The sequence below is a fragment of the Leclercia sp. 29361 genome, assembly GCF_011290365.1.
Classification (GTDB): domain Bacteria; phylum Pseudomonadota; class Gammaproteobacteria; order Enterobacterales; family Enterobacteriaceae; genus Enterobacter; species Enterobacter tamurae.
In genome coordinates, this window is the sequence record NZ_CP049786.1 from 847,138 (window position 1) to 870,932 (window position 23,795).

Annotated in this window: 18 protein-coding genes; 9 read left to right on the forward strand and 9 right to left on the reverse strand. The window is 55.8% G+C overall.

What is annotated here, in order from left to right:
* Positions 1-95 precede the first annotated feature (95 nt).
* Positions 96-989: a carboxylating nicotinate-nucleotide diphosphorylase gene (gene nadC / locus G7090_RS04015; protein ID WP_106994254.1), complete on the reverse strand. Its 894-nt coding sequence runs from the start codon at positions 987-989 to the stop codon at positions 96-98.
* A gap of 87 nt (positions 990-1,076) precedes the next feature.
* Here nadC and ampD point away from each other — a divergent pair, with 87 nt between their 5' ends.
* Positions 1,077-1,640 (forward strand): 1,6-anhydro-N-acetylmuramyl-L-alanine amidase AmpD, encoded by a 564-nt coding sequence (gene ampD, locus G7090_RS04020; protein ID WP_106994255.1) that lies wholly within the window; start codon positions 1,077-1,079, stop codon positions 1,638-1,640.
* Complete coding sequence (gene ampE, locus G7090_RS04025; protein ID WP_106994256.1) at positions 1,637-2,491, forward strand: beta-lactamase regulator AmpE; 855 nt, start codon at positions 1,637-1,639, stop codon at positions 2,489-2,491. The genes ampD and ampE overlap by 4 nt, the downstream gene beginning before the upstream one ends.
* Before the next feature lie 18 nt (positions 2,492-2,509).
* Here ampE and G7090_RS04030 read toward each other — a convergent pair whose 3' ends face one another.
* The 3 genes from G7090_RS04030 to aroP all read right to left on the reverse strand — a co-directional run bounded on the left by G7090_RS04030 (position 2,510) and on the right by aroP (position 6,398).
* Positions 2,510-3,460: a family 43 glycosylhydrolase gene (locus G7090_RS04030; protein ID WP_166181607.1), complete on the reverse strand. Its 951-nt coding sequence runs from the start codon at positions 3,458-3,460 to the stop codon at positions 2,510-2,512.
* Positions 3,461-3,470: 10 nt separating this feature from the next.
* A complete protein-coding gene (locus G7090_RS04035; RefSeq protein WP_106994258.1) occupies positions 3,471-4,868 on the reverse strand; it encodes a glycoside-pentoside-hexuronide (GPH):cation symporter in 1,398 nt (465 codons plus the stop codon).
* A 159-nt stretch (positions 4,869-5,027) separates the two neighbouring features.
* Positions 5,028-6,398, reverse strand: a complete 1,371-nt coding sequence (gene aroP / locus G7090_RS04040; RefSeq protein ID WP_166181608.1) for an aromatic amino acid transporter AroP — start codon at positions 6,396-6,398, stop codon at positions 5,028-5,030.
* A gap of 538 nt (positions 6,399-6,936) precedes the next feature.
* On the opposite strand from aroP, the gene pdhR reads away from it, so the two are divergent.
* From pdhR to lpdA, 4 genes are all read left to right on the forward strand, one after another.
* Positions 6,937-7,701, forward strand: coding sequence for a pyruvate dehydrogenase complex transcriptional repressor PdhR (pdhR, locus tag G7090_RS04045; protein WP_103947083.1), 765 nt, complete (start codon positions 6,937-6,939; stop codon positions 7,699-7,701).
* 121 nt (positions 7,702-7,822) lie between these two features.
* Positions 7,823-10,486 carry a pyruvate dehydrogenase (acetyl-transferring), homodimeric type gene (aceE, locus tag G7090_RS04050; RefSeq protein WP_106994260.1) on the forward strand — a complete coding sequence of 888 codons (2,664 nt, stop codon included), beginning with the start codon at positions 7,823-7,825 and terminating at the stop codon, positions 10,484-10,486.
* Positions 10,487-10,500: 14 nt separating this feature from the next.
* Positions 10,501-12,399 carry a pyruvate dehydrogenase complex dihydrolipoyllysine-residue acetyltransferase gene (gene aceF, locus G7090_RS04055; protein ID WP_166181609.1) on the forward strand — a complete coding sequence of 633 codons (1,899 nt, stop codon included), beginning with the start codon at positions 10,501-10,503 and terminating at the stop codon, positions 12,397-12,399.
* A gap of 175 nt (positions 12,400-12,574) precedes the next feature.
* On the forward strand, positions 12,575-13,999 hold the full coding sequence (gene lpdA, locus G7090_RS04060) for a dihydrolipoyl dehydrogenase (RefSeq protein ID WP_106994262.1): 1,425 nt from the start codon (positions 12,575-12,577) through the stop codon (positions 13,997-13,999).
* A 58-nt stretch (positions 14,000-14,057) separates the two neighbouring features.
* On the opposite strand, the gene G7090_RS04065 is transcribed toward lpdA, so the two are convergent.
* Both G7090_RS04065 and G7090_RS04070 read right to left on the reverse strand, forming a co-directional pair.
* Positions 14,058-14,852 carry a DUF2950 family protein gene (locus tag G7090_RS04065; RefSeq protein ID WP_166181610.1) on the reverse strand — a complete coding sequence of 265 codons (795 nt, stop codon included), beginning with the start codon at positions 14,850-14,852 and terminating at the stop codon, positions 14,058-14,060.
* Positions 14,853-14,863: 11 nt separating this feature from the next.
* The gene (locus G7090_RS04070) at positions 14,864-16,297 is read right to left on the reverse strand and encodes a DUF3300 domain-containing protein (RefSeq protein WP_166181611.1); all 1,434 of its coding nucleotides are present in this window, start codon (positions 16,295-16,297) and stop codon (positions 14,864-14,866) included.
* Positions 16,298-16,806: 509 nt separating this feature from the next.
* Here G7090_RS04070 and acnB point away from each other — a divergent pair.
* Both acnB and yacL read left to right on the forward strand, forming a co-directional pair.
* Positions 16,807-19,404 (forward strand): bifunctional aconitate hydratase 2/2-methylisocitrate dehydratase, encoded by a 2,598-nt coding sequence (gene acnB / locus G7090_RS04075; protein ID WP_166181612.1) that lies wholly within the window; start codon positions 16,807-16,809, stop codon positions 19,402-19,404.
* 162 nt (positions 19,405-19,566) lie between these two features.
* Complete coding sequence (yacL, locus tag G7090_RS04080; RefSeq protein ID WP_106994266.1) at positions 19,567-19,929, forward strand: protein YacL; 363 nt, start codon at positions 19,567-19,569, stop codon at positions 19,927-19,929.
* Positions 19,930-19,959: 30 nt separating this feature from the next.
* Here yacL and speD read toward each other — a convergent pair whose 3' ends face one another.
* The 3 genes from speD to G7090_RS04095 form a co-directional block, all read right to left on the reverse strand.
* Positions 19,960-20,754, reverse strand: a complete 795-nt coding sequence (gene speD / locus G7090_RS04085; protein WP_106994329.1) for an adenosylmethionine decarboxylase — start codon at positions 20,752-20,754, stop codon at positions 19,960-19,962.
* A gap of 5 nt (positions 20,755-20,759) precedes the next feature.
* A complete protein-coding gene (gene speE / locus G7090_RS04090) occupies positions 20,760-21,617 on the reverse strand; it encodes a polyamine aminopropyltransferase (RefSeq protein ID WP_166181613.1) in 858 nt (285 codons plus the stop codon).
* A 110-nt stretch (positions 21,618-21,727) separates the two neighbouring features.
* Positions 21,728-22,075 carry a YacC family pilotin-like protein gene (locus G7090_RS04095; protein ID WP_103178301.1) on the reverse strand — a complete coding sequence of 116 codons (348 nt, stop codon included), beginning with the start codon at positions 22,073-22,075 and terminating at the stop codon, positions 21,728-21,730.
* Positions 22,076-22,220: 145 nt separating this feature from the next.
* On the opposite strand from G7090_RS04095, the gene cueO reads away from it, so the two are divergent.
* The gene (cueO, locus tag G7090_RS04100) at positions 22,221-23,777 is read left to right on the forward strand and encodes a multicopper oxidase CueO (protein WP_166181614.1); all 1,557 of its coding nucleotides are present in this window, start codon (positions 22,221-22,223) and stop codon (positions 23,775-23,777) included.
* Positions 23,778-23,795: the final 18 nt, after the last annotated feature.

Consider the following 23,795-nt stretch of genomic DNA (forward strand, 5'->3'; position numbering starts at 1 on the left):
CGGGATGTGCGGGCGTTACAGTGCAATGCAGCGGGTTTGCGAGGCGGGTCGTAAATCGGGCTTGCCCGGCCAGTGCTGACCGGGCTTAGTGTCACTTAGCGAAAGCGCATTGACAGGTCGAGGGCGCGAATGTGTTTGGTCAGCGCGCCAACGGAGATGAAATCGACGCCGGTTTCGGCGAACTCACGTAAGGTTTCGTGCGTCACGTTGCCAGAGACCTCAAGGCGGGCCTGGCCGTTAGTGCGTTTAACGGCCTCGCGCATCTGCTCAGTCGTAAAGTTGTCCAGCATGATGATGTCAGCACCGGCTTTCAGCGCATCGTCCAGCTCCTGCAGATTCTCCACTTCCACTTCCACCGGCACATCCGGGTGCAGCCAGAAGGCTTTTTCCACGGCCTGGCGAACGGAGCCCGAGGCGATAATGTGGTTCTCTTTAATCAGGAACGCATCGGATAATCCCAGACGGTGGTTGGCGCCGCCGCCGCACAGCACGGCATATTTCAGGGCGGTACGCAGGCCCGGCAGCGTTTTGCGGGTATCCAGCAACTGGGTCGTTGTGCCTTCGAGCAGATCGACATAGCGGCGTGCTTCGCTGGCGACGCCGGAGAGCGTCTGGACAAAGTTGAGCGCGGTGCGCTCACCGGTCAGCAGGACGCGCGATGCGCCTTCCAGTTCAAACAGCGGCTGGTTAGCTTTAATGTTATCGCCATCTTCAACATGCCACGTCACCTGAACGCCGTCCCCGGCCAGCTGGATAAAGACCTCTTCCACCCAGCGTTTACCACAGAACACACCATCCTCACGGGTGATCACCACCGCATGGGAACGGGCATCTTCCGCCAGCAACTGGGCGGTAATGTCGTTGTCAGCGTTGACGTCTCCACCCAGATCTTCGCGCAACGCATTGGCGACGCTTACCGGAATATCGAGATTAATACGTTCCAGCAGTACGTTACGTCTGTGGTCGGGGTTGTAGCGACGAGGCGGCATGTTAAAACTCCAAATTGGTAACGAATCATAAGATTGAAACATGCTACTCTGAACCGGGAATCAGCACCATATATAAGGAGATCCTGCATGCACTCAGAACATGGCTGGCTGGCAGAGGCACGGCGTGTTCCTTCGCCACACCACGATTGCCGCCCGGAGGATGAGATCCCGTCGCTGCTGGTGGTGCATAACATCAGCCTGCCGCCTGGCGAGTTTGGCGGTCCGTGGATTGACGCGCTATTCACCGGGACAATCGATCCCGATGCTCACCCCTTTTTCGCGGAGATCGCTCACCTGCGCGTTTCTGCCCATTGTCTGATTCGCCGTGACGGTGAAATCGTCCAGTATGTTCCCTTTGATAAACGTGCCTGGCATGCAGGCGTTTCTCAGTATCAGGGGCGTGAACGCTGCAATGATTTTTCTATTGGTATCGAGCTGGAAGGCACGGATACGCTGCCTTACACCGATGCGCAGTATCAGCAGCTGGCCGCGGTGACGCGCACACTTATCAGCCTCTACCCGGCTATCGCCCGCAACGTGACCGGACACAGCGATATTGCGCCGCAGCGCAAGACCGACCCCGGGCCGGCGTTTGACTGGCAACGATTCAACACCCTGCTTACCGCCCTGTCAGAAAAGGAGATGACATGACGTTATTTACCATGCTGCTGGTAATGATTGCTGAGCGTTTGTTCAAGCTGGGCGAGCACTGGCACTTGGATCACCGGATGGAAGTGCTGTTTCGTCGCATCCGCCATTTTTCCATGATCCGCACCCTGCTGATGACGGCGGGGGTGATGCTGGTGGTGTTCCTGCTGCTGCGTTCGCTGTATGGCCTGTTCTTTAATGTGCCGCTGCTGGTGGTGTGGATCCTGCTCGGCGTCCTCTGCATTGGCGCGGGCAAGGTGCGTTTGCACTACCATGCCTACCTGAAGGCGGCAACCAACAATGATGCCCATGCCCGCGGGGCGATGGCCAGCGAGCTGACGCTGATCCACGGCGTACCGCCGGAGTGCAATGAGCGCGAGTTTTTACGCGAGCTGCAGAATGCGCTGCTGTGGATTAACTTCCGCTTCTATCTGGCACCCTTGTTCTGGTTTGTGGTGGGCGGTGCTTGGGGCCCGGTCCTGATGATGGGCTATGCGTTTTTACGCGCGTGGCAGAGCTGGCTGGCACGCTACCTGACCCCGCACGAGCGATTGCAGTCAGGGATCGACGCCATTCTGCATGTGCTGGACTGGCTGCCGGTGCGGCTGTTCGGGGTGGTGTATGCGTTGATCGGGCATGGTGAGAAAGCCCTGCCGGCATGGTTCGCCTCGCTGGGAGATCGTCATACCTCGCAGTACCTGGTGTTAACGCGTCTGGCGCAGTTCTCGCTGGCACGCGAGCCGCACACCGATAAGATCGAAACGCCGAAAGCGGCCGTCTCAATGGCCAAGAAAACGTCGTTTGTGGTAGTGGTAATAGTGGCGCTGCTGACCATTTACGGCACGCTGATCTAAACCAGCGTGCCGCAGGACTTACACTGTATCCGCTGACGGGATGCCAAAATCAGGCATCCCGTTTTCATTCCAGCGAACAAGTTTCAGGCGGGTGTGGCGGTTTGGATCGTAGAGCGGATCGCCCTCTATTTCGGTGTAGTTGCGTGCATGGTAAATCAGCACGTCTTCGCCGTCCGGCGTTTGGGTGAAGCTGTTGTGTCCCGGCCCGTACTGACGGTTCTCATAGCTGGTAGTGAATACCGGCTGCGGTGATTTATGCCAGTTCGCCGGGTTCTGTGGGTCGGCATTGAGGTCGATCCACAGCAGCCCCATGCAGTAATTTTCATCCGTGGCGCTGGCGGAGTAGCTGATAAACAACCGCTCGCCGTGGAACAGCACTGCCGGACCTTCGTTGACCCAGAACCCGCGGCACTCCCAGTCATACTCCGGTTTGCTGAGCATCACCGGCTCGCCTTTTAAGGTCCACGGGTTCTCCATCTCGCACAGATACAGATTCGAGTTACCGGTGATATCCGGGGCTTTTTGCGCCCAGAGATACCAGCGTTTCCCCTGATGAACAAAAGTGGTGGCGTCTAAAGCAAAGGTATCGAAGGGCGTTTTAACTTGCCCTTTTTCCGTCCACTCTCCTGTCAGGGGATCGCTGTCGGTACATTCGAGCACAAACATCCGGTGCTGGAACATCCCGAGTTTATCCAGCGCCTGGGTGTGCGTGGCGGCAAAATAGATGTACCAGTTGCCGTCAATGCAGTGCAGCTCCGGGGCCCAGATCAGCTGACTCATCGGGCCGGTGGCCGGTTTGCGCCAGACCACCACCTCATCGGCACTGCGCAGCCCCTCCAGCGTGTCGGCACGGCGGATCGCCAGCCGGTCATATTCCGGCACCGAGGCAATAAAGTAGTATTGCCCTTCATGATGAAGAATGTACGGGTCAGCGCGTTGTTCAATAAACGGGTTTGGCCAGGTTTGCATTCGGCTTTCCTTATTTGGTCTCAGCGGCTTTGAGTTCCTGAAAATCATTCAGCTCGCGATAGTTGTTCCGGCGTTTTTCCAGGTCTTCCTGAATCTGCTTCATGGTTTCGCGATCGACTTTCAGCAGACGGACCACGCCAGCGGTAACGAGATACCCGACGCCAGGGATGACGGTAAACAGCAGCACGATCCCGTTAATGGCGTCCGCGCTTTGCGCTTTAGCACCCGCATCATAACCGTACCAGGAGAGCAGGAAGCCCACCATCGCCCCGGCAATCGCCAGGCCCAGCTTGAGGAAGAAGATGTTGCCGGAGAAGCTGATCCCGGTGATGCGTTTACCGGTTTTCCATTCGCCATAGTCGTCCACGTCGGCCATCAGCGACCAGTGCAGCGGCGACGGGATCTGGTGCAGGATGTTCAGCAGGAAGTAGAGCACCACAATGGTCACGGTGGCTTTCGGATCGAAGAAGTAGAAGGCGGTGGAGAAGATCGCCAGCACGATGTTGGTCCAGAAGAAGACCTTCAGCTTACACCAGCGGTCGGTCAGCACTTTTGCCAGCACGCTGCCAAGCATCATGCCCACCACGCCCAGGCTGATAAACAGGGTGGCGAAGTGGGTGCTCTGGCCCATCACCCAGGTGACGTAGTACATGGTTGCCGCCATGCGGATAAAGCCCGGGCAGACGTTGCACAGGGTCAGGAGCAGAATGCGTACCCACTGGTCGTTCTTCCACACGTCTTTGAGATCGTTTTTCAGCTCGTCATGGGTTTGCACTGCCGGGCGCACGCGCTCGCGCACGGTAGAGAAGCTGAACAGGAACATGCAGGTACCAATCAGCGCCAGCACGGTCATCGCCATCTGGTAGCCTTTGGCTTTGTCCTCGCCGCCGAACCAGTCAGCCATCGGCAGCAGCGTCAGCGACAGCAGCAGCGTGGCGATACCGACCATCACGAAGCGATAGGACTGACAGGCCACGCGCTCTTTAGGATCGTTAGTGATCACGCCACCCAGCGAGCAGTAGGGGATGTTGATCGCCGTATAGGTCAGAGAGAGCAGGAAGTAGGTAACAAAGGCATAGATAACTTTGCTGTTGTAGGTCCAGTCCGGGGTGGTGAACATGAGGATACTGAACAGCGCATAGGGGAAGGCGATCCATAACAGCCATGGACGAAATCGCCCATACTTACTGCGGGTACGATCGGCAATGGCGCCCATAATTGGGTCGGTAATGGCATCAATGACGCGCACGGAGAGCAGCAGCACCCCCACCAGCGCCGGGGCCAGACCGAAAATATCCGTATAAAAATAGTTCACAAACAGCATGATGGCGCCAAAGATGATGTTGCATCCGGCATCCCCCATTCCATAGCCGATCTTTTCTTTTACTGAAAGTTTATTGTTATCCATCGACGATTCTCCGAGTTCGGTATGGAGAGAATTATTCGCTGCCAAAGCAAAATATGCGTTGCAGTATAACGTCGGTGATATGGATAAAATGGCTGTAGACGGGAAAGTGTGAGGAAGGTAACAACCCTCTGCGTCCGGGGGACGCAGAGGGGAAGGGCATTAATGCGCTTTTACTGCTTTGGCATTTTTTTCTTTAAACATATAGCCGACCCCGAGGATCACAATCCAGACCGGGATCAGGTAGACCGAGATCGCCATGCCCGGCGTCATCAGCATGATAACCAGTACCGCGGCCATAAAGATCAGGCAAACCCAGTTACCCAGCGGGTAGAGCAGGGCAGGGAAGCGCGTTTTTACGCCCTGCTGCTGTTTCGCACGACGGAACTTCATGTGCGCCAGGCTGATCATCGCCCAGTTGATCACCAGGGCGGAGACCACCAGCGCCATCAGCAGACCGAAGGCAGAGTCCGGGGCCAGGTAGTTGATCAGCACGCACAGTGCCGTCACAACCGCCGACACGATAATGGTGTTAACCGGCACGCCACGCTTATCGACATTGAGGAGCGCTTTCGGAGCGTTACCCTGCTGAGCCAGGCCGAACAGCATACGGCTGTTGCAGTAAACGCAGCTGTTGTACACCGACAGCGCCGCGGTCAGTACCACTACGTTCAGGGCGTTGGCCACGAAGGTGTCGCCCAGCTCGTGGAAGATCAGCACGAACGGGCTGGTGTCCGCGGTAACGCGGGTCCATGGCAGCAGGGAGAGCAGCACCGCCAGCGAGCCCACATAGAAGATCAGGATGCGGTAGATCACCTGGTTGGTGGCTTTCGGGATGCTCTGCTCCGGGTTGTCTGCTTCAGCGGCGGTAATACCCACCAGCTCCAGACCACCAAAGGAGAACATAATGATCGCCATCATCATCACCAGCCCGGTCATGCCATGTGGCAGGAAGCCGCCCTGATCCCAGAGGTTGCTTACGCTTGCCTGTGGGCCACCGTTGCCGCTGAACAGCAGCCAGCCGCCAAACAGGATCATCGCCACAACTGCGATAACTTTAATAATGGCGAACCAGAACTCCATCTCACCGAACACTTTTACGTTGGTCAGGTTAATGGCGTTGATCACCACGAAGAAGACCGCCGCGGAGACCCAGGTCGGGATCTCAGGCCACCAGAACTGGACGTATTTACCAACTGCGGTCAGTTCCGCCATCGCCACCAGCACATACAGCACCCAGTAGTTCCAGCCAGAGGCGAAGCCGGCAAAGCTGCCCCAGTATTTATAGGCAAAATGGCTGAAAGAACCGGCGACCGGCTCTTCGACCACCATTTCACCGAGCTGACGCATAATCAGAAAGGCAATAAAACCGGCAATGGCGTAACCAAGAATAATACCCGGACCGGCAGACTGAATAACCGATGCGCTGCCCAGGAACAGGCCGGTACCGATAGCGCCCCCGAGCGCGATAAGCTGAATATGGCGGTTTTTAAGGCCGCGCTTCAGCTGATCGCCGTGCTGTTGACCATCCATTATGAAACCTCGTGTGTGGTTGTTATGTTCACGCTCAGGCGTGTGTAATTATGAAATTCCATTTCATGTATTTATTAGTTTACGGTTCAATTGGCTGAAATAACCGGATGTGTCTTCCGTAATCGGAAGAATAGTGTTAAGCGACGGCGAATGCACCTGCTTTATGCGTGGAGAAAGCGAGTTCGAATAAAAAGAAAGCATTTGTAAATCGTTCCGTTTGCGTCCCTTCATCAACCTATAGAATAAAAATGCTCCATAAGTGGGCAGTTTTTCATTTTTTACTCCGCTAAATCGGTTCAGATCGCACTTTTCATCGTTTCGATAACGTTAAAACTGCCTCTTTAGGAGTAATCATTTCATTTGTGCAGAGTTACATTTTTGAAACGTTATTTCTGTAAGGTTGTTAAAATAAGCAGGGTTTACTGATTTCGGTCAAAACCAATATGGACAGAAGGTGAATACTTTGTTACTTTAGCGATACGAATATGAAATTGGTAAGACCAATTGACTCCGGGCAAAAAGGCGTAAGACAGGGAATATGGCCTACAGCAAAATTCGCCAACCAAAATTATCCGATGTGATTGAGCAGCAGCTGGAGTTTTTGATCCTTGAGGGGACCCTGCGCCCCGGTGAAAAACTACCACCTGAACGCGAACTGGCTAAACAGTTCGATGTTTCCCGTCCCTCGCTGCGTGAGGCGATTCAACGTCTCGAAGCCAAGGGCCTACTGCTTCGTCGCCAGGGTGGCGGAACCTTTGTGCAAAACAGCCTGTGGCAGAGCTTCAGCGACCCGTTAGTGGAGCTGCTCTCCGACCACCCAGAATCCCAGTTCGATCTGCTTGAGACCCGTCACGCGCTTGAAGGCATCGCGGCTTACTACGCGGCGCTGCGCAGCAACGATGAAGATCGTGAACGCATTCGCGAACTCCATCAGGCCATTGAACGGGCCCAACAGTCCGGCGATCTCGACGCCGAGTCCGATGCCGTCGTCCAGTATCAAATTGCCGTCACTGAAGCAGCCCACAACGTGGTGCTCCTCCATCTGCTACGCTGCATGGAGCCAATGCTTGCCCAGAACGTTCGTCAGAATTTTGAATTGTTGTATGCCCGTCGGGAGATGCTCCCGCTGGTCAGCAACCATCGCACTCGTGTATTCGAGGCGATAATGGCCGGGGAGCCGGAGCAGGCGCGTGAAGCGTCGCACCGTCACCTGGCTTTCATTGAGGAAATCTTGCTGGACCGCAGCCGTGAACAGAGTCGTCGAGAACGTTCACTGCGCCGCATACAGCAACGAAAGGATTAAGCGCCAGTTTTTTAGAGCGCGGCAACTAAACGCAGAACCTGTCTTATTGTGTTTTCTGGCGAAAATACAATGGGACAGGTTCCAGACAAATCAACGTATTAGATAGATAAGGAATACCCCCATGTCAGAACGTCTCCAAAATGACGTGGATCCGATCGAAACTCGCGACTGGCAACAGGCGATCGAATCGGTCATCCGTGAAGAAGGTGTTGAGCGCGCTCAGTATCTGATTGAACAGATGCTTTCTGAAGCCCGCAAAGGTGGCGTGAAAGTAGCTGCAGGTGCAGGGGCTAACAACTACGTAAACACGATTGCCGTCGAAGACGAACCGGAATACCCGGGCAATCTGGATCTGGAACGCCGCATCCGTTCTGCAATTCGCTGGAACGCCATCATGACCGTTCTGCGCGCGTCCAAAAAAGATCTGGAGCTGGGCGGCCACATGGCTTCCTTCCAGTCTTCTGCAACCGTTTATGAAGTGTGCTTTAACCACTTCTTCCGCGCGCGCACCGAGAAAGACGGCGGCGACCTGGTGTACTTCCAGGGCCACATCTCTCCGGGCGTGTACGCACGTGCGTTCCTGGAAGGTCGTCTGACTGAAGAGCAGATGAACAACTTCCGTCAGGAAGTTCACGGTAAAGGCCTCTCTTCTTATCCGCACCCGAAACTGATGCCAGAATTCTGGCAGTTCCCGACCGTATCCATGGGTCTGGGTCCAATCGGTGCGATCTACCAGGCTAAGTTCCTGAAATATCTGGAACACCGTGGTCTGAAAGACACCTCCCAGCAGACCGTTTACGCCTTCCTGGGCGACGGCGAGATGGATGAGCCAGAATCTAAAGGTGCGATCACCATCGCTACCCGTGAGAAGCTGGACAACCTGTGCTTCATCATCAACTGTAACCTGCAGCGTCTGGATGGTCCGGTAACCGGTAACGGTAAGATCATCAACGAACTGGAAGGCATCTTCGCAGGTGCTGGCTGGAACGTGATTAAAGTCATGTGGGGCGGTCGTTGGGATGAGCTGCTGCGTAAAGACACCAGCGGTAAACTGCTCCAGCTGATGCAGGAAACCGTTGACGGCGACTACCAGACCTTCAAATCCAAAGACGGTGCCTACGTACGTGAGCACTTCTTCGGTAAATACCCTGAGACTGCAGCCCTGGTTGCAGACTGGACTGACGATCAGATCTGGGCCCTGAACCGTGGTGGTCACGATCCGAAGAAAGTCTACGCTGCACTGAAAAAAGCGCAGGACACCAAAGGCAAAGCAACTGTAATCCTGGCGCATACCGTTAAAGGTTATGGCATGGGTGATACTGCCGAAGGTAAAAACATCGCGCACCAGGTGAAGAAAATGAACATGGACGGCGTGCGTTATATCCGCGACCGTTTCAACGTTCCAGTGACCGACGAGCAGGTTGAAAACCTCTCCTACATCACCTTCCCGGAAGGTTCTGAAGAGCACACCTATCTGCACGCGCAGCGTCAGAAACTGAACGGCTACCTGCCATCCCGTCAGGTGAACTTCACTGAGAAACTGGAACTGCCAGCGCTGGAAGACTTCTCTCAGCTGCTGGAAGAGCAGAACAAAGAGATCTCCACCACTATCGCCTTCGTGCGTGCCCTGAACGTGATGCTGAAGAACAAGTCGATCAAAGATCGTCTGGTTCCAATCATCGCTGACGAAGCGCGTACCTTTGGTATGGAAGGTCTGTTCCGTCAGATCGGTATCTACAGCCCGAACGGTCAGCAGTACACCCCGCAGGACCGCGAGCAGGTTGCATACTATAAAGAAGACGAGAAAGGCCAGATTCTGCAGGAAGGTATTAACGAGCTGGGCGCAGGCGCATCCTGGCTGGCTGCTGCGACCTCTTACAGCACCAACAACCTGCCGATGATCCCGTTCTACATCTACTACTCCATGTTCGGTTTCCAGCGTATCGGTGACCTGTGCTGGCAGGCTGGCGACCAACAGGCTCGCGGCTTCCTGGTAGGTGGTACTTCCGGTCGTACGACCCTGAACGGTGAAGGTCTGCAGCACGAAGATGGTCACAGCCACATTCAGTCTCTGACTATCCCTAACTGTATCTCTTACGACCCGTCTTACGCGTACGAAGTGGCAGTCATCATGCATGATGGCCTGACCCGTATGTACGGTGAAGCGCAAGAGAACATTTACTACTACATCACCACTCTGAACGAAAACTACCACATGCCGGCGATGCCGGAAGGTGCCGAGGAAGGTATCCGTAAAGGTATCTACAAACTCGAAACCGTTGCTGGTAGCAAAGGTAAAGTTCAGCTGCTGGGCTCCGGCTCTATCCTGCGTCACGTTCGTGAAGCAGCGCAGATCCTGGCGAACGACTACGGCGTAGGTTCTGACGTCTACAGCGTGACCTCCTTCACCGAACTGGCACGTGATGGCCAGGATTGTGAGCGCTGGAACATGCTGCACCCAATGGAAACGCCACGCGTTCCGTACATCGCTCAGGTGATGAACGACGCGCCAGCGGTCGCTTCTACTGACTATATGAAACTGTTCGCTGAGCAGGTTCGTACTTACGTTCCAGCTGATGATTATCGCGTTCTGGGTACTGACGGCTTCGGTCGTTCTGACAGCCGCGAAAACCTGCGTCACCACTTCGAAGTTGATGCTTCTTACGTGGTTGTAGCAGCACTGGGCGAACTGGCTAAACGTGGCGAAATCGATAAGAAAGTGGTTGCAGACGCAATTACCAAATTCAACATCGATGCAGAAAAAGTTAACCCGCGTCTGGCGTAAGAGGTAAAAGAATAATGGCTATCGAAATCAATGTACCGGACATCGGGGCTGATGAAGTTGAAATCACCGAGATCCTGGTCAAAGTAGGCGACAAAGTTGAAGCTGAACAGTCGCTGATCACCGTAGAAGGCGACAAAGCCTCTATGGAAGTCCCGTCTCCTCAGGCTGGCATCGTTAAAGAGATCAAAGTCTCTGTTGGCGATAAAACCGAGACTGGCAAACTGATCATGATTTTCGATTCCGCCGACGGTGCAGCAGCTGCTGCACCTGCGCAGGAAGAGAAGAAAGAAGCCGCTCCGGCCGCCGCTGCTCCAGCAGCTGCCGCGGCAGCGAAAGAAGTAAACGTGCCTGATATCGGCGGTGACGAAGTTGAAGTTACCGAGATTCTGGTCAAAGTAGGCGACACCGTTGCCGCTGAACAGTCTCTGATCACCGTTGAAGGCGACAAAGCCTCTATGGAAGTCCCGGCGCCGTTCGCAGGTACCGTTAAAGAGATCAAGATCAACACCGGTGACAAAGTGTCTACTGGCTCCCTGATCATGGTCTTCGAAGTGGCAGGTGCAGCACCTGCTGCCGCGCCAGCTCAGGCTGCTGCTCCGGCACAGGCTGCTGCTCCAGCTGCGGCTGGCGGTGCGAAAGACGTTAACGTCCCGGACATCGGTGGCGACGAAGTTGAAGTGACCGAAGTGATGGTTAAAGTGGGCGACAAAGTTGCTGCTGAACAGTCACTGATCACCGTTGAAGGCGACAAGGCTTCTATGGAAGTCCCTGCGCCGTTCGCCGGTACCGTTAAAGAGATCAAAATCAGCACCGGCGACAAAGTGTCTACCGGCTCTCTGATCATGGTCTTCGAAGTGGAAGGCGCTGCGCCTGCTGCGGCCCCTGCGGCTGCCGCTCCGGCACCTGCTGCTGCACCGGCTCAGGCAGCTAAACCTGCCGCTGCCCCTGCTGCGAAAGCAGAAGGCAAATCTGAGTTCGCTGAAAACGACGCTTACGTCCACGCGACTCCGCTGATTCGTCGCCTGGCGCGCGAATTCGGTGTGAACCTGGCGAAAGTGAAAGGCACCGGTCGTAAAGGCCGTATCCTGCGCGAAGACGTTCAGGCTTACGTGAAAGACGCGGTTAAGCGTGCTGAAGCGGCACCTGCTGCTGCCACCGGTGGCGGTATCCCGGGCATGCTGCCATGGCCGAAAGTCGACTTCAGCAAGTTTGGTGAAATCGAAGAAGTGGAACTGGGCCGTATCCAGAAGATCTCTGGTGCTAACCTGAGCCGTAACTGGGTGATGATCCCGCACGTTACCCACTTCGACAAAACCGATATCACCGATCTGGAAGCGTTCCGTAAACAGCAGAATGCCGAAGCTGAGAAGCGTAAACTGGACGTGAAATTCACCCCGGTTGTCTTCATCATGAAAGCCGTTGCCGCTGCTCTGGAGCAGATGCCACGTTTCAACAGCTCCCTGTCCGAAGATGGTCAGAAGCTGACGCTGAAGAAATACATCAACATCGGTGTTGCGGTTGATACGCCAAATGGTCTGGTTGTTCCGGTCTTCAAAGACGTGAACAAGAAGAGCATCACTGAGCTGTCCCGCGAACTGACCGTGATCTCCAAGAAAGCGCGTGACGGTAAGCTGACTGCTGGCGAAATGCAGGGCGGTTGCTTCACCATCTCCAGCATCGGCGGCCTGGGTACTACCCACTTCGCGCCGATTGTTAACGCGCCGGAAGTGGCGATCCTCGGTGTCTCCAAGTCTGCGATGGAGCCAGTGTGGAACGGGAAAGAGTTTATGCCGCGTCTGATGATGCCGATTTCTCTCTCCTTCGACCACCGCGTGATCGACGGTGCTGATGGTGCCCGCTTCATTACCATCATCAACAACACCCTGAGCGACATTCGCCGCCTGGTGATGTAATCGAAAAGCCGGCCTGACGGCCGGCTTTTTTCTGGTAATCTCATGCAGTTGGTGAGCTTACTGGCGAAAGCAAAAATTCGTGAGCCGTTTGTTGTTTCAAAATTGTTAACAATTTTGTAAAATACGAGCGGATAGAACGACCCGGTGGACGACGGGTATAAATTAAGAGGTCATGATGAGCACAGAAATCAAAACTCAGGTCGTAGTACTTGGGGCAGGCCCGGCAGGTTATTCCGCAGCATTCCGTGCCGCGGATTTAGGTCTGGAAACCGTCATCGTAGAACGTTACAACACCCTCGGTGGTGTTTGTCTGAACGTCGGCTGTATCCCTTCTAAAGCGCTGCTGCACGTTGCAAAAGTTATCGAAGAAGCCAAAGCGCTCGCCGATCACGGTATCGTCTTCGGCGAGCCGAAAACCGATATCGACAAGATTCGTACCTGGAAAGAGAAAGTTATCACTCAACTGACCGGTGGTCTGGCTGGTATGGCCAAAGGCCGTAAAGTGAAAGTGGTCAACGGTCTGGGCAAATTTACCGGGGCAAATACCCTGGAAGTGGAAGGCGAAAACGGCAAAACCGTGATCAACTTCGACAACGCGATCATCGCGGCGGGCTCCCGTCCGATCGAACTGCCGTTCATTCCTCATGAAGATCCACGCGTATGGGACTCCACCGATGCGCTGGAACTGAAAGAAGTACCAAAACGCCTCCTGGTTATGGGTGGCGGTATCATCGGTCTGGAAATGGGCACCGTGTACCATGCGCTGGGTTCAGAGATTGACGTGGTTGAAATGTTCGACCAGGTTATCCCGGCTGCGGACAAAGACATCGTTAAAGTCTTCACCAAACGCATCAGCAAGAAGTTCAACCTGATGCTGGAAACCAAAGTGACTGCCGTTGAAGCGAAAGAAGACGGTATTTACGTTTCCATGGAAGGCAAAAAAGCCCCTGCAGAAGCGCAGCGTTACGACGCCGTGCTGGTGGCGATCGGCCGTGTGCCGAACGGTAAAAACCTCAATGCAGGTGCAGCGGGCGTGGAAGTTGACGACCGTGGCTTCATCCGCGTTGACAAGCAGCTGCGCACCAACGTGCCGCACATCTTTGCTATCGGCGATATCGTCGGTCAGCCAATGCTGGCACACAAAGGTGTTCACGAAGGTCACGTTGCCGCAGAAGTTATCGCCGGCATGAAGCACTACTTCGATCCCAAAGTAATCCCATCTATCGCCTACACCGAGCCAGAAGTTGCCTGGGTTGGTCTGACCGAGAAAGAAGCGAAAGAGAAAGGCATCAGCTACGAAACCGCCACCTTCCCGTGGGCTGCTTCTGGCCGTGCTATCGCTTCTGATTGCGCAGATGGCGTAACCAAACTGATCTTCGACAAAGAGACTCACCGTGTGATCGGTGGTGCGATTGTCGGCACCAACGGCGGCGAGCTGCTGGGTGAGATCGGTCTGGCGATCGAAATGGGCTGTGACGCTGAAGACATCGCCCTGACCATCCACGCTCACCCGACTCTGCACGAGTCTGTTGGCCTGGCGGCAGAAGTGTTTGAAGGCAGCATCACCGACCTGCCAAACGCGAAAGCGAAGAAGAAGTAATTTTCTTCCGGCAATAAAAAAGCGGCTCATGAGCCGCTTTTTTTTATCCTGCAAATCCTTACTGCGCCACAAGTTGCCAGCGATCGCCCGGGTTAAACGCCGCCAGCGCTTTGGCTTCCTCCGCCGACGCCTCACCCAGATTGGCCTGCCACACCCGGTCATCCCCGTTGATCATAAAGCTCATCACCCCGGTTTCACCGTAACTCACTGGCCAGGCAATCATCGCAAAGCCTGATTTGCTGTCCGGCAGGATGCGGAAGTGGTAGCCGTGGTAGCCCTGACCCGGCTCTTTCGGGCTGAAGGCCGGGCCGAGCGGGCTGGGGGCTTCACCGGGTTTCACCGGCCAGTAGAGACCATCTTTTTTACCCTCGCTGCTGACAATTTTCTGCGCATACTGGTTGGTGAGGGCGTAATAGCTCTCCTGCGCATCGACGTAGGCGTGCAGCGCCTCGATGGCGGCCAGCTCGTTGCGGCCCACTTCGCGGTTGAGAATCTCCTCTTTGGCCTCCTGCATGTCGAACTGCCACCCCTCGGCGCGTTTCACCACCGGGATCGGCAGCTGCCAGTGGTACTCGCCCACGGTGAGCCAGGCCATGTCGCCATCGATCACCGTGTGATGATTCACCTGCCAGTCACGCTTAAAACGATCCACCGCTTCCGGGTCAACGCCGTCGGCCGGTAAGAAGGTGCGCCAGTCTTCGCCGAGCAGGTTGCCCAGTTCCTTGTCGTTCTGCTCGTTGATGGCTTTCGCCAGCGCATCGGTCGCCTGTTCGGGCGTGTTGAAATGTTGTTGGGCAAAGATGCCGGTCGATACCATGAACAACATCATTGCGCTGAGTAATTTACTTTTCATTGTCGTCTCCCTTAACGATGACGAAATTCACGGTGTTCACCGCCGCCCCGGCGTTCAGACATCTGGGCTCTGCCACCGCTGCGCTGTTCCGGGGTACGGGCCGATTGCTGACGGCTCTGCATCCCACGCTGCTGTTGGGCCTGCCAGCTGGCCGAACGGCTGTCGTTGCCGCTGAGGGCGTTGGCCCGCTGATGCGTTTGCGTGGCTCGCTGGCGGGTGTGCTCAGTGCGCTGCTGCGGTTGTGCGTTGCGGGCGGTTTCCTGACGGGGCGCGCTGCGTTGGGGGTTATTTTCCCGTTTGGTGGTTTTCGGGCGCTCGTTGTCGTATCCCCGGTAGTTATTGCGCTGGGAGAGCTGGTTCAGCTGCTGGTTTGCCGCCTGGCGCTGGGCGTCGCGGTTGACGGTCCCTTGCGGCGTAGTGAGGCTGGTGGCGTAGGGTACGCCCCCACGATAGGCCGGATTATGCTGCCAGCCGCGGTTAGCATCCAGTCGTTCACCGCTGATTTTATTGAAGTTATCCACGTTGATATTGATGTTGTTATCACCGTTACGCGAATAGCCGCCGTGATGATCCCCGTTATGATGGTCATGATCCCAGTCATCATCGTCATCCCAGTCGATATTGCTGAAGATGGCATAGGTTGTGGCCACCCCGAGACTGAAGCCCAGCCCTTTCACCAGGCTGTCGGTGAACTGCTCCCCCGGAGGCGGCGGCAGAAAGACTGGCGGATAACTGGTGTTAGGCCAGGTACCATAAACCGTGCTGGGGTTGTAGGTCGGGACATACACCACCTGCGGATCGGCGGATTCAATTTTGATCACCGTTGGGGCAGGAGCTGATGTTGAGGTTGAAGTCGAGGCTTTTGGCGGTTCGGTTTTCGCCACCGTGGTCACCGTCTGCTGCGGCGTGGACTGCAGCGCGCCGGTTTCCTGCGCCAGCAGGCGCAAGCGCTGGACGGAGTCCATCACATCCTTCGGCTGGGCGAGAAACGCATCCCCGAGATTCTGCACCCACGGCGGGTTTTCCCCCATCAGCGACATCAGCTGGGGGAAGGCGACCAGCGATTTTACGCTCGGATCCCAGGGCTGCCCCGCGACCGCCTGAACCGCCGCATCTCCCTGCATCTTCGGATTGTCCCGCGACCACTGGGCTGCCTGGATCACGTTTGCCGGATAGGTAGCGGCCATCAACACTTGCGACAGCAGTGCGTCCGGGTAAAGGGCAATCGGAGCGACCCATTGATCGATTTGCGCTGCGGTGTAGGCCACCGGCACCTGGGGCACAGCCACTGGCGCAGTTTGGGTGACCGGAGCGGGCTGCACGGGTGGGGGAGGCTGAGTGATGGTTTCCGGTACGCGGCTATTCACGTAGACAACGCCCGAGGCGGCTAACAGCCCGGCGCTACACAGGAGAGCAATCAGATGTGGCTTAAGGGGCAACTTCATAGTAAGACTCCGACGAGAGCGAGGCCGTAAGGCGTTTACGTTGCCGCGAGTATATGCACCCGGGTATTACTTTTTTGACTTAAACAGGGAACCGTGCCGACCGGCCGGAGAAAGAGTGTGAGCATTTATTACACAGATTATATCCGATGATGCAAAATCCGTTGGGGTTTCACAAGCGGCTTGCACACCGCCGAATTGCGGAGCAAAATCTCTTTCGTTGGGGTTTGCCGCAAATCTGCCAATCCGGTGTGCTACCACCGCAAGGCAACAAAATAACCGCTTTAGGGCGGTTTTTTTGTGCCCGAAATTCTTCCCGCCTCGCCGCTATACCATGCTTAACGATTCAGCAAACGATTTAATGTTGCTTTTTTGTAAACGGATTAACACTGTCTGAAAATCCTGCTATGCTGCCCGACGCGGTATCGGGCATTTACCCTACAAACTGCTGTCTCACAGGAGCGTGAAGAGAACGCCGGCCGCATATGACAATGAGAGCGAGGAGAACCGTCGTGCTAGAAGAATACCGTAAGCACGTAGCAGAACGTGCCGCCGAGGGGATTGTACCGAAACCCTTAGATGCTACCCAGATGGCTGGGCTCGTCGAGCTGCTGAAGAATCCGCCAAAAGGCGAAGAAGAATTCCTGTTAGATCTGTTGATCAACCGTGTACCGCCAGGCGTCGATGAAGCCGCCTACGTTAAAGCCGGTTTCCTTGCTGCGATTGCCAAAGGCGAAGCAACCTCCCCACTGGTTACCCCTGAAAAAGCGATTGAACTGCTCGGCACCATGCAGGGTGGTTATAACATTCATCCGCTGATTGATGCGCTGGACAGCACCACGCTGGCACCGATTGCCGCTAAAGCCCTGTCCCATACGCTGCTGATGTTCGATAACTTCTACGACGTAGAAGAGAAAGCGAAAGCGGGCAATGGCTACGCGAAGCAGGTTATGCAGTCCTGGGCTGATGCCGAATGGTTCCTGAGCCGTCCTGCGCTGGCGGAAAAAATGACCGTCACCGTCTTCAAGGTGACCGGCGAAACCAACACCGATGATCTGTCTCCGGCGCCGGATGCCTGGTCACGCCCGGATATCCCACTGCACGCCCTGGCGATGCTGAAAAACGCCCGCGAAGGCATTGAGCCGGATCAGCCTGGTGCCGTCGGCCCGATCAAGCAGATCGAAGCCCTGCAACAGAAAGGTTTCCCGCTGGCTTACGTTGGTGACGTGGTCGGTACCGGTTCTTCCCGTAAATCCGCAACCAACTCCGTGCTGTGGTTCATGGGTGATGACATTCCACACGTGCCGAACAAGCGCGGCGGTGGTCTGTGCCTCGGCGGCAAAATTGCCCCTATCTTCTTCAACACCATGGAAGATGCCGGCGCCCTGCCTATTGAAGTGGACGTGAACAACCTGAACATGGGCGACGTGATTGACGTCTACCCGTTCAAAGGCGAAGTACGTAACCACGACACCAACGAACTGCTGGCGACTTTCGAGCTGAAAACCGACGTGCTGATCGACGAAGTACGTGCCGGTGGCCGTATCCCGCTGATCATCGGTCGTGGCCTGACCACCAAAGCGCGTGAAGCGCTGGGTCTGCCGCATAGCGACGTATTCCGTCAGGCGAAAGACGTCGCCGAAAGCGACCGGGGTTACTCTCTGGCGCAGAAAATGGTTGGCCGGGCTTGCGGCGTAGCCGGTATCCGTCCGGGTGCCTACTGCGAGCCGAAGATGACCTCCGTGGGCTCTCAGGACACCACCGGTCCTATGACCCGTGACGAACTGAAAGACCTGGCGTGCCTGGGCTTCTCCTCTGACCTGGTGATGCAGTCCTTCTGCCACACCGCGGCCTATCCGAAGCCGGTTGACGTCACCACGCACCACACTCTGCCAGACTTCATCATGAACCGTGGCGGTGTCTCTCTGCGTCCGGGCGATGGCGTCATCCACTCCTGGCTGAACCGCATGCTGCTGCCGGATACCGTCGGTACCGGTGGTGACTCCCACACCCGTTTCCCGATTGGGATCTCCTTCCCGGCGGGTTCTGGTCTGGTGGCCTTTGCCGCTGCGACCGGCGTGATGCCGCTGGACATGCCGGAATCCGTTCTGGTGCGTTTCAAAGGCAAAATGCAGCCGGGCATCACCCTGCGTGACCTCGTGCATGCGATCCCGCTGTACGCGATCAAACAGGGCCTGCTGACCGTTGAGAAGAAAGGTAAGAAGAACATCTTCTCTGGCCGCATCCTCGAGATCGAAGGCCTGCCGGATCTGAAAGTGGAGCAGGCGTTTGAACTGACCGATGCCTCCGCTGAGCGTTCCGCTGCGGGCTGTACCATCAAGCTGAACCAGGCACCAATCGAAGAGTACCTGACCTCCAACATCGTGCTGCTGAAGTGGATGATTGCTGAAGGTTACGGCGACCGTCGTACTCTGGAGCGTCGTATTCAGGGCATGGAGAAATGGCTGGCGGATCCACAGCTGCTCGAAGCCGATGCTGACGCGGAATATGCGGCAGTGATCGACATCGATCTGGCCGACATCAAAGAGCCAATCCTGTGTGCGCCGAACGATCCGGACGACGCGCGTCTGCTCTCTGACGTTCAGGGCGACAAGATTGACGAAGTGTTCATCGGCTCCTGCATGACCAACATCGGTCACTTCCGCGCTGCCGGTAAACTGCTGGATACCCACAAAGGCCAGCTGCCGACCCGTCTGTGGGTGGCACCGCCAACCCGTATGGACGCGGCCCAGTTGACGGAAGAGGGGTACTACAGCGTGTTCGGTAAGAGCGGGGCGCGTATCGAAATCCCTGGCTGTTCCCTGTGTATGGGTAACCAGGCGCGCGTGGCTGACGGTGCGACGGTGGTCTCCACCTCAACCCGTAACTTCCCGAACCGTTTAGGTACCGGGGCAAACGTCTACCTGGCCTCTGCGGAGCTGGCGGCGGTTGCAGCGCTGATTGGCAAGCTGCCAACGCCGGAAGAGTACCAGACCTTCGTGGCACAGGTAGATAAGACGGCGGTGGATACCTATCGCTATCTGAACTTCGATCAGCTCTCTCAGTACACCGAGAAGGCTGACGGGGTTATCTTCCAGACGGCAGTGTAATTAGTGTTTGTTCCCTCTCCCTGTGGGAGAGGGCCAGGGTGAGGGCATCAGACCGCAGGGTCTTGCCCTCACCTTTTTATTTTCATTCCTTCCACGCGTTCCGCTTTTTTTCTGCCTCGCTGCTGCGATAATTACTGCAAGGGCTTTGCAGAGGAAAATACTATGGATTACGAATTTCTGCGTGATATCACCGGCGTGGTGAAAGTGCGCATGTCGATGGGTCACGAAGTAGTCGGTCACTGGTTCAACGAGGAAGTGAAAGAGAACCTGAGCCTGCTCGATGAAGTGGAACAGGCTGCGCGCACGGTAAAAGGCAGTGAACGATCCTGGCAACGTACCGGGCATGAATACACGCTGTGGATGGACGGCGAAGAGGTCATGGTTCGCGCCAATCAGCTGGAGTTTTCCGGCGACGAGATGGAAGAGGGGATGAACTACTACGATGAAGAGAGCCTGTCGCTGTGCGGCGTAGAGGATTTTCTGCAGGTGGTGGCGGCCTACCGTGATTTCATGAAACAGAAGTAAGATCCGGAGCCTCCCTGCTCCGGACGCACCTTATACGGCCGTAATGTTGCGGCCGTAGTAAATTTCGCGCATCTCTTTCCACAGCAGGTCAGTAATAACCTTCCGCTCATCTTCGCTTAAATCTTCCGGCCGGGTATGGAACATGTAGTGCTTTAGGTCGAACTCCTTCAGCAGCATCTTGGTATGGAAGATATTTTCCTGATACACGTTCACATCCATCATGTCGTACAGCGCTTTCATGTCCTCAGACATAAAGCTCTGGATCGAGTTAATTTCATGATCGATAAAGTGTTTCATGCCATTGATATCACGGGTAAAGCCGCGCACGCGGTAATCTATGGTCACGATGTCGGACTCAAGCTGATGAATCAGGTAATTCAGCGCATTGAGAGGGGAGATCACCCCGCAGGTCGACACTTCAATATCGGCGCGGAAAGTGCATAATCCGCCTTCCGGATGGCTCTCCGGGTAGGTATGGACGCAGATATGGCTCTTATCAAGATGGGCCACCACCGCTTCCGGCAGCGGGCCGGGGTGCTCGGTAGGATCGATAAGCGTCGGATCCACCGGCTCTTCGCTGACCAGAATGGTGACGCTGGCGCCCTGAGGTTCATAATCCTGACGGGCGATGTTCAGGATATTGGCCCCGATGATGGAACAGGTTTCTGACAGGATCTCGGTCAGTCGGTTGGCGTTATAGAGTTCATCGATATAGGCGATATAACCATCGCGCTCTTCCGCCGTTTTGACATAGCAGATATCGTAAATACAAAAACTCAGGCTTTTGGTCAGGTTGTTAAAGCCATGCAGTTTTAGCTTTTTCAATTCATTCACCCCCTCAGAGCATCCTGCAAATATTGTGGTAAGGCAAAGGCTGCGGTATGGACGGCCGGATTGTAATAACGGCAGGTCAGATTCGCGTGCTGGAAGCGCGCCTGAATGATGCCGGTAGAGAGATGACGCAGGGCTTCATTGTCCGTCGCCCAGGCAAAGGTCATTACGCCGCCGTAATAGGTCGGGATCGCCGCCTGGTAGAAGCTGACGTCGGTAAAGTAGTGGCTTAGCTTACGGTGGCTGTCGATGGCCTCATCCTGCTGCAGGAAGCAGACGCCGTTCTGGGCGACAAAGACCCCGCCAGGATTCAGGCAGCGTTTGCAGCCTTCATAGAACGCCGAGGTAAAGAGACTCTCGCCGGGCCCAATCGGATCGGTGCAATCGGAGATGATCACATCGAAAGTCTGCGTCGTCTGGTTAACAAAATTGACGCCGTCGTCGATCACCAACGTAAAGCGCGGATCGTCGTAACTTCCGGCATTGTGATTGGGCAGATACTGGCGGCAGAAAGAGACCACGCCAGCGTCGATCTCGACCATGGTGATGCTTTCAACGTTTTTGTGGCGGGACACTTCACGCAGCATGGCGCCGTCGCCGCCGCCGATGATCAGCACATGTTTCGCATTGCCGTGGGCCAGCAGCGGGACGTGAGTCATCATCTCGTGATAAATGAATTCATCACGCTCGGTGGTCTGCACCACGCCATCCAGCGCCATCACCCGGCCAAAGGCCGCGTTTTCGAAAATGATCAGATCCTGATGATCGGTTTTCTCATGATAGAGCACGTTATCAATGGCAAAGTACTGTCCAAACTGGTCATGCAGCGTTTCATGCCACATTTTCTTTTCGGCCATGGGATGATACCTCCTTTGTTAACACCCGGTTAAAACGGGCGAAACATCATAGCTAACAATGACCGTGGTTGCACGGCCATCAATTCAGCAATCGGGCATCGGGAGGGGAGTTACTTAACGTAGGCGAGCAGGCTCAGCGAGTCGCGAGCCAGGGCTTTACATTTTTTTGCCGTGGGAATGCCGATGCCGCTGAGATCGCGGTAGCTGTCTTCACCGAGGGTTTTCATATCGAAACTGTCGTAGTTGCTCAGATCCCACTGGTTCTGTTGAGCAAAGAAGACCAGCGCGCGACGAATCTGACCGTTAGGTAAATTCTGGTAGCCACAGTCGTTTTTCAGAAATACAAACACCGCCGTTAAATCCGCCATATCTTCGGCTTCATTTTCACTCAGCGCATAGCTGTTTGCGCAACTTATCATCAGGGTGCTGAACAGGATTGTTCGGAAAAACGTCTTCATTGCTTCTACCAATACGTCACGGAAATTCAACGTTAGCACACTTCCCGCCGGTGCGACGATCTTTATTATTGCTGCGCTTCTTGACCTTCCGGCAAGGGGAGGGTTTATGCTCATGGCATCGAATGCTGCGAATAAGGAGATGAACATGCAACGCCGTGATTTTTTAAAATATTCTGCCGCACTGGGTGTCGCCAGTGCCTTACCGCTGTCGAGCCGCGCCGCTTTTGCGGCCGAGCGTCCCGTCCTGCCGATCCCCAATTTTCTCACACCCGACGCGCGTAATCAGGTGAAGCTGGTGGTGCAGGCGGGCAAAACCACCTTTGGACCGCATAACGCCACCACCTGGGGCTACAACGGCAATCTGCTGGGCCCGGCCATTCAGCTACGCAAGGGAAAAGCGCTGACCGTCAATATCCACAACACCCTCAATGAAGAGACCACCGTTCACTGGCACGGTCTGGAGGTACCGGGCGAGGTGGACGGTGGCCCGCACGGCATCATCAAACCCGGTGGCCAGCGGACAGTGACCTTTACCCCGGATCAGCGGGCGGCCACCTGCTGGTTCCATCCCCATCAGCACGGCAAAACCGGGCATCAGGTGGCGATGGGGCTCGCCGGGCTGGTACTGATTGAGGATGATGAAAGCCGCCTGCTGCGCCTGCCTAAGCAGTGGGGCATCGACGATGTGCCGGTGATCGTGCAGGACAAAAAATTCACCGCCGACGGACAGATTGATTACCAGCTGGATGTGATGAGCGCCGCGGTGGGCTGGTTTGGCGATACGCTGCTGACCAACGGCGCTATTTACCCGCAGCACAATGCCCCGAAAGGCTGGCTGCGCCTGCGTCTGCTCAACGGCTGTAACGCCCGCTCGCTTAACTTTGCCGCCAGCGATAAGCGCCCGCTGTACGTAGTTGCCAGCGACGGCGGTCTGCTGGCCGAGCCGGTGAAAGTGACCGAGCTGCCGATGTTGATGGGCGAGCGTTTTGAGGTGCTGGTGGATATCAGCGACGGCAAGCCATTTGATCTGGTGACCCTGCCAGTCAGCCAGATGGGGATGGCAGTGGCACCGTTTGATAAGCCGCAGCCGGTGCTGCGCATTCAGCCGCTGCTGGTGACCGCATCGGGCACACTGCCGGATACACTGACCACCCTGCCGGCGCTGCCGTCACTGGAGGGGCTGACCCAGCGCAAACTGCAGCTGTCGATGGATCCGATGCTCGACATGATGGGTATGCAGGCCTTAATGAAGAAGTACGGCCACCAGGCCATGGCGGGCATGGATCATGGCCAGATGGGTCATGGCCAGATGGATCACGGCAAGATGGGCGGGATGGATCACAGCATGCATGGGTTTGATTTCCGTAACGGCAATCGCATCAACGGTAAAGCTTTCGATATGCACACGCCGCAGTTCGCCGCCCCGAAAGGGCAGTATGAGCGCTGGACGATCTCAGGTGAGGGGGACATGATGCTGCACCCGTTCCATATCCACGGCACGCAGTTCCGCATCCTGGCGGAAAACGGTAAAGCGCCAGCGGTGCATCGCGCGGGCTGGAAAGATACGGTTCGCGTTGAGGGTGGGGTGAGTGAGGTATTAGTGAAGTTCGATCACGACGCGCCGAAAGAGTATGCCTATATGGCGCACTGCCATCTGTTAGAGCATGAAGATACGGGGATGATGCTCGGTTTCACGGTATAAAAAAGCCGGGTGGCGGCT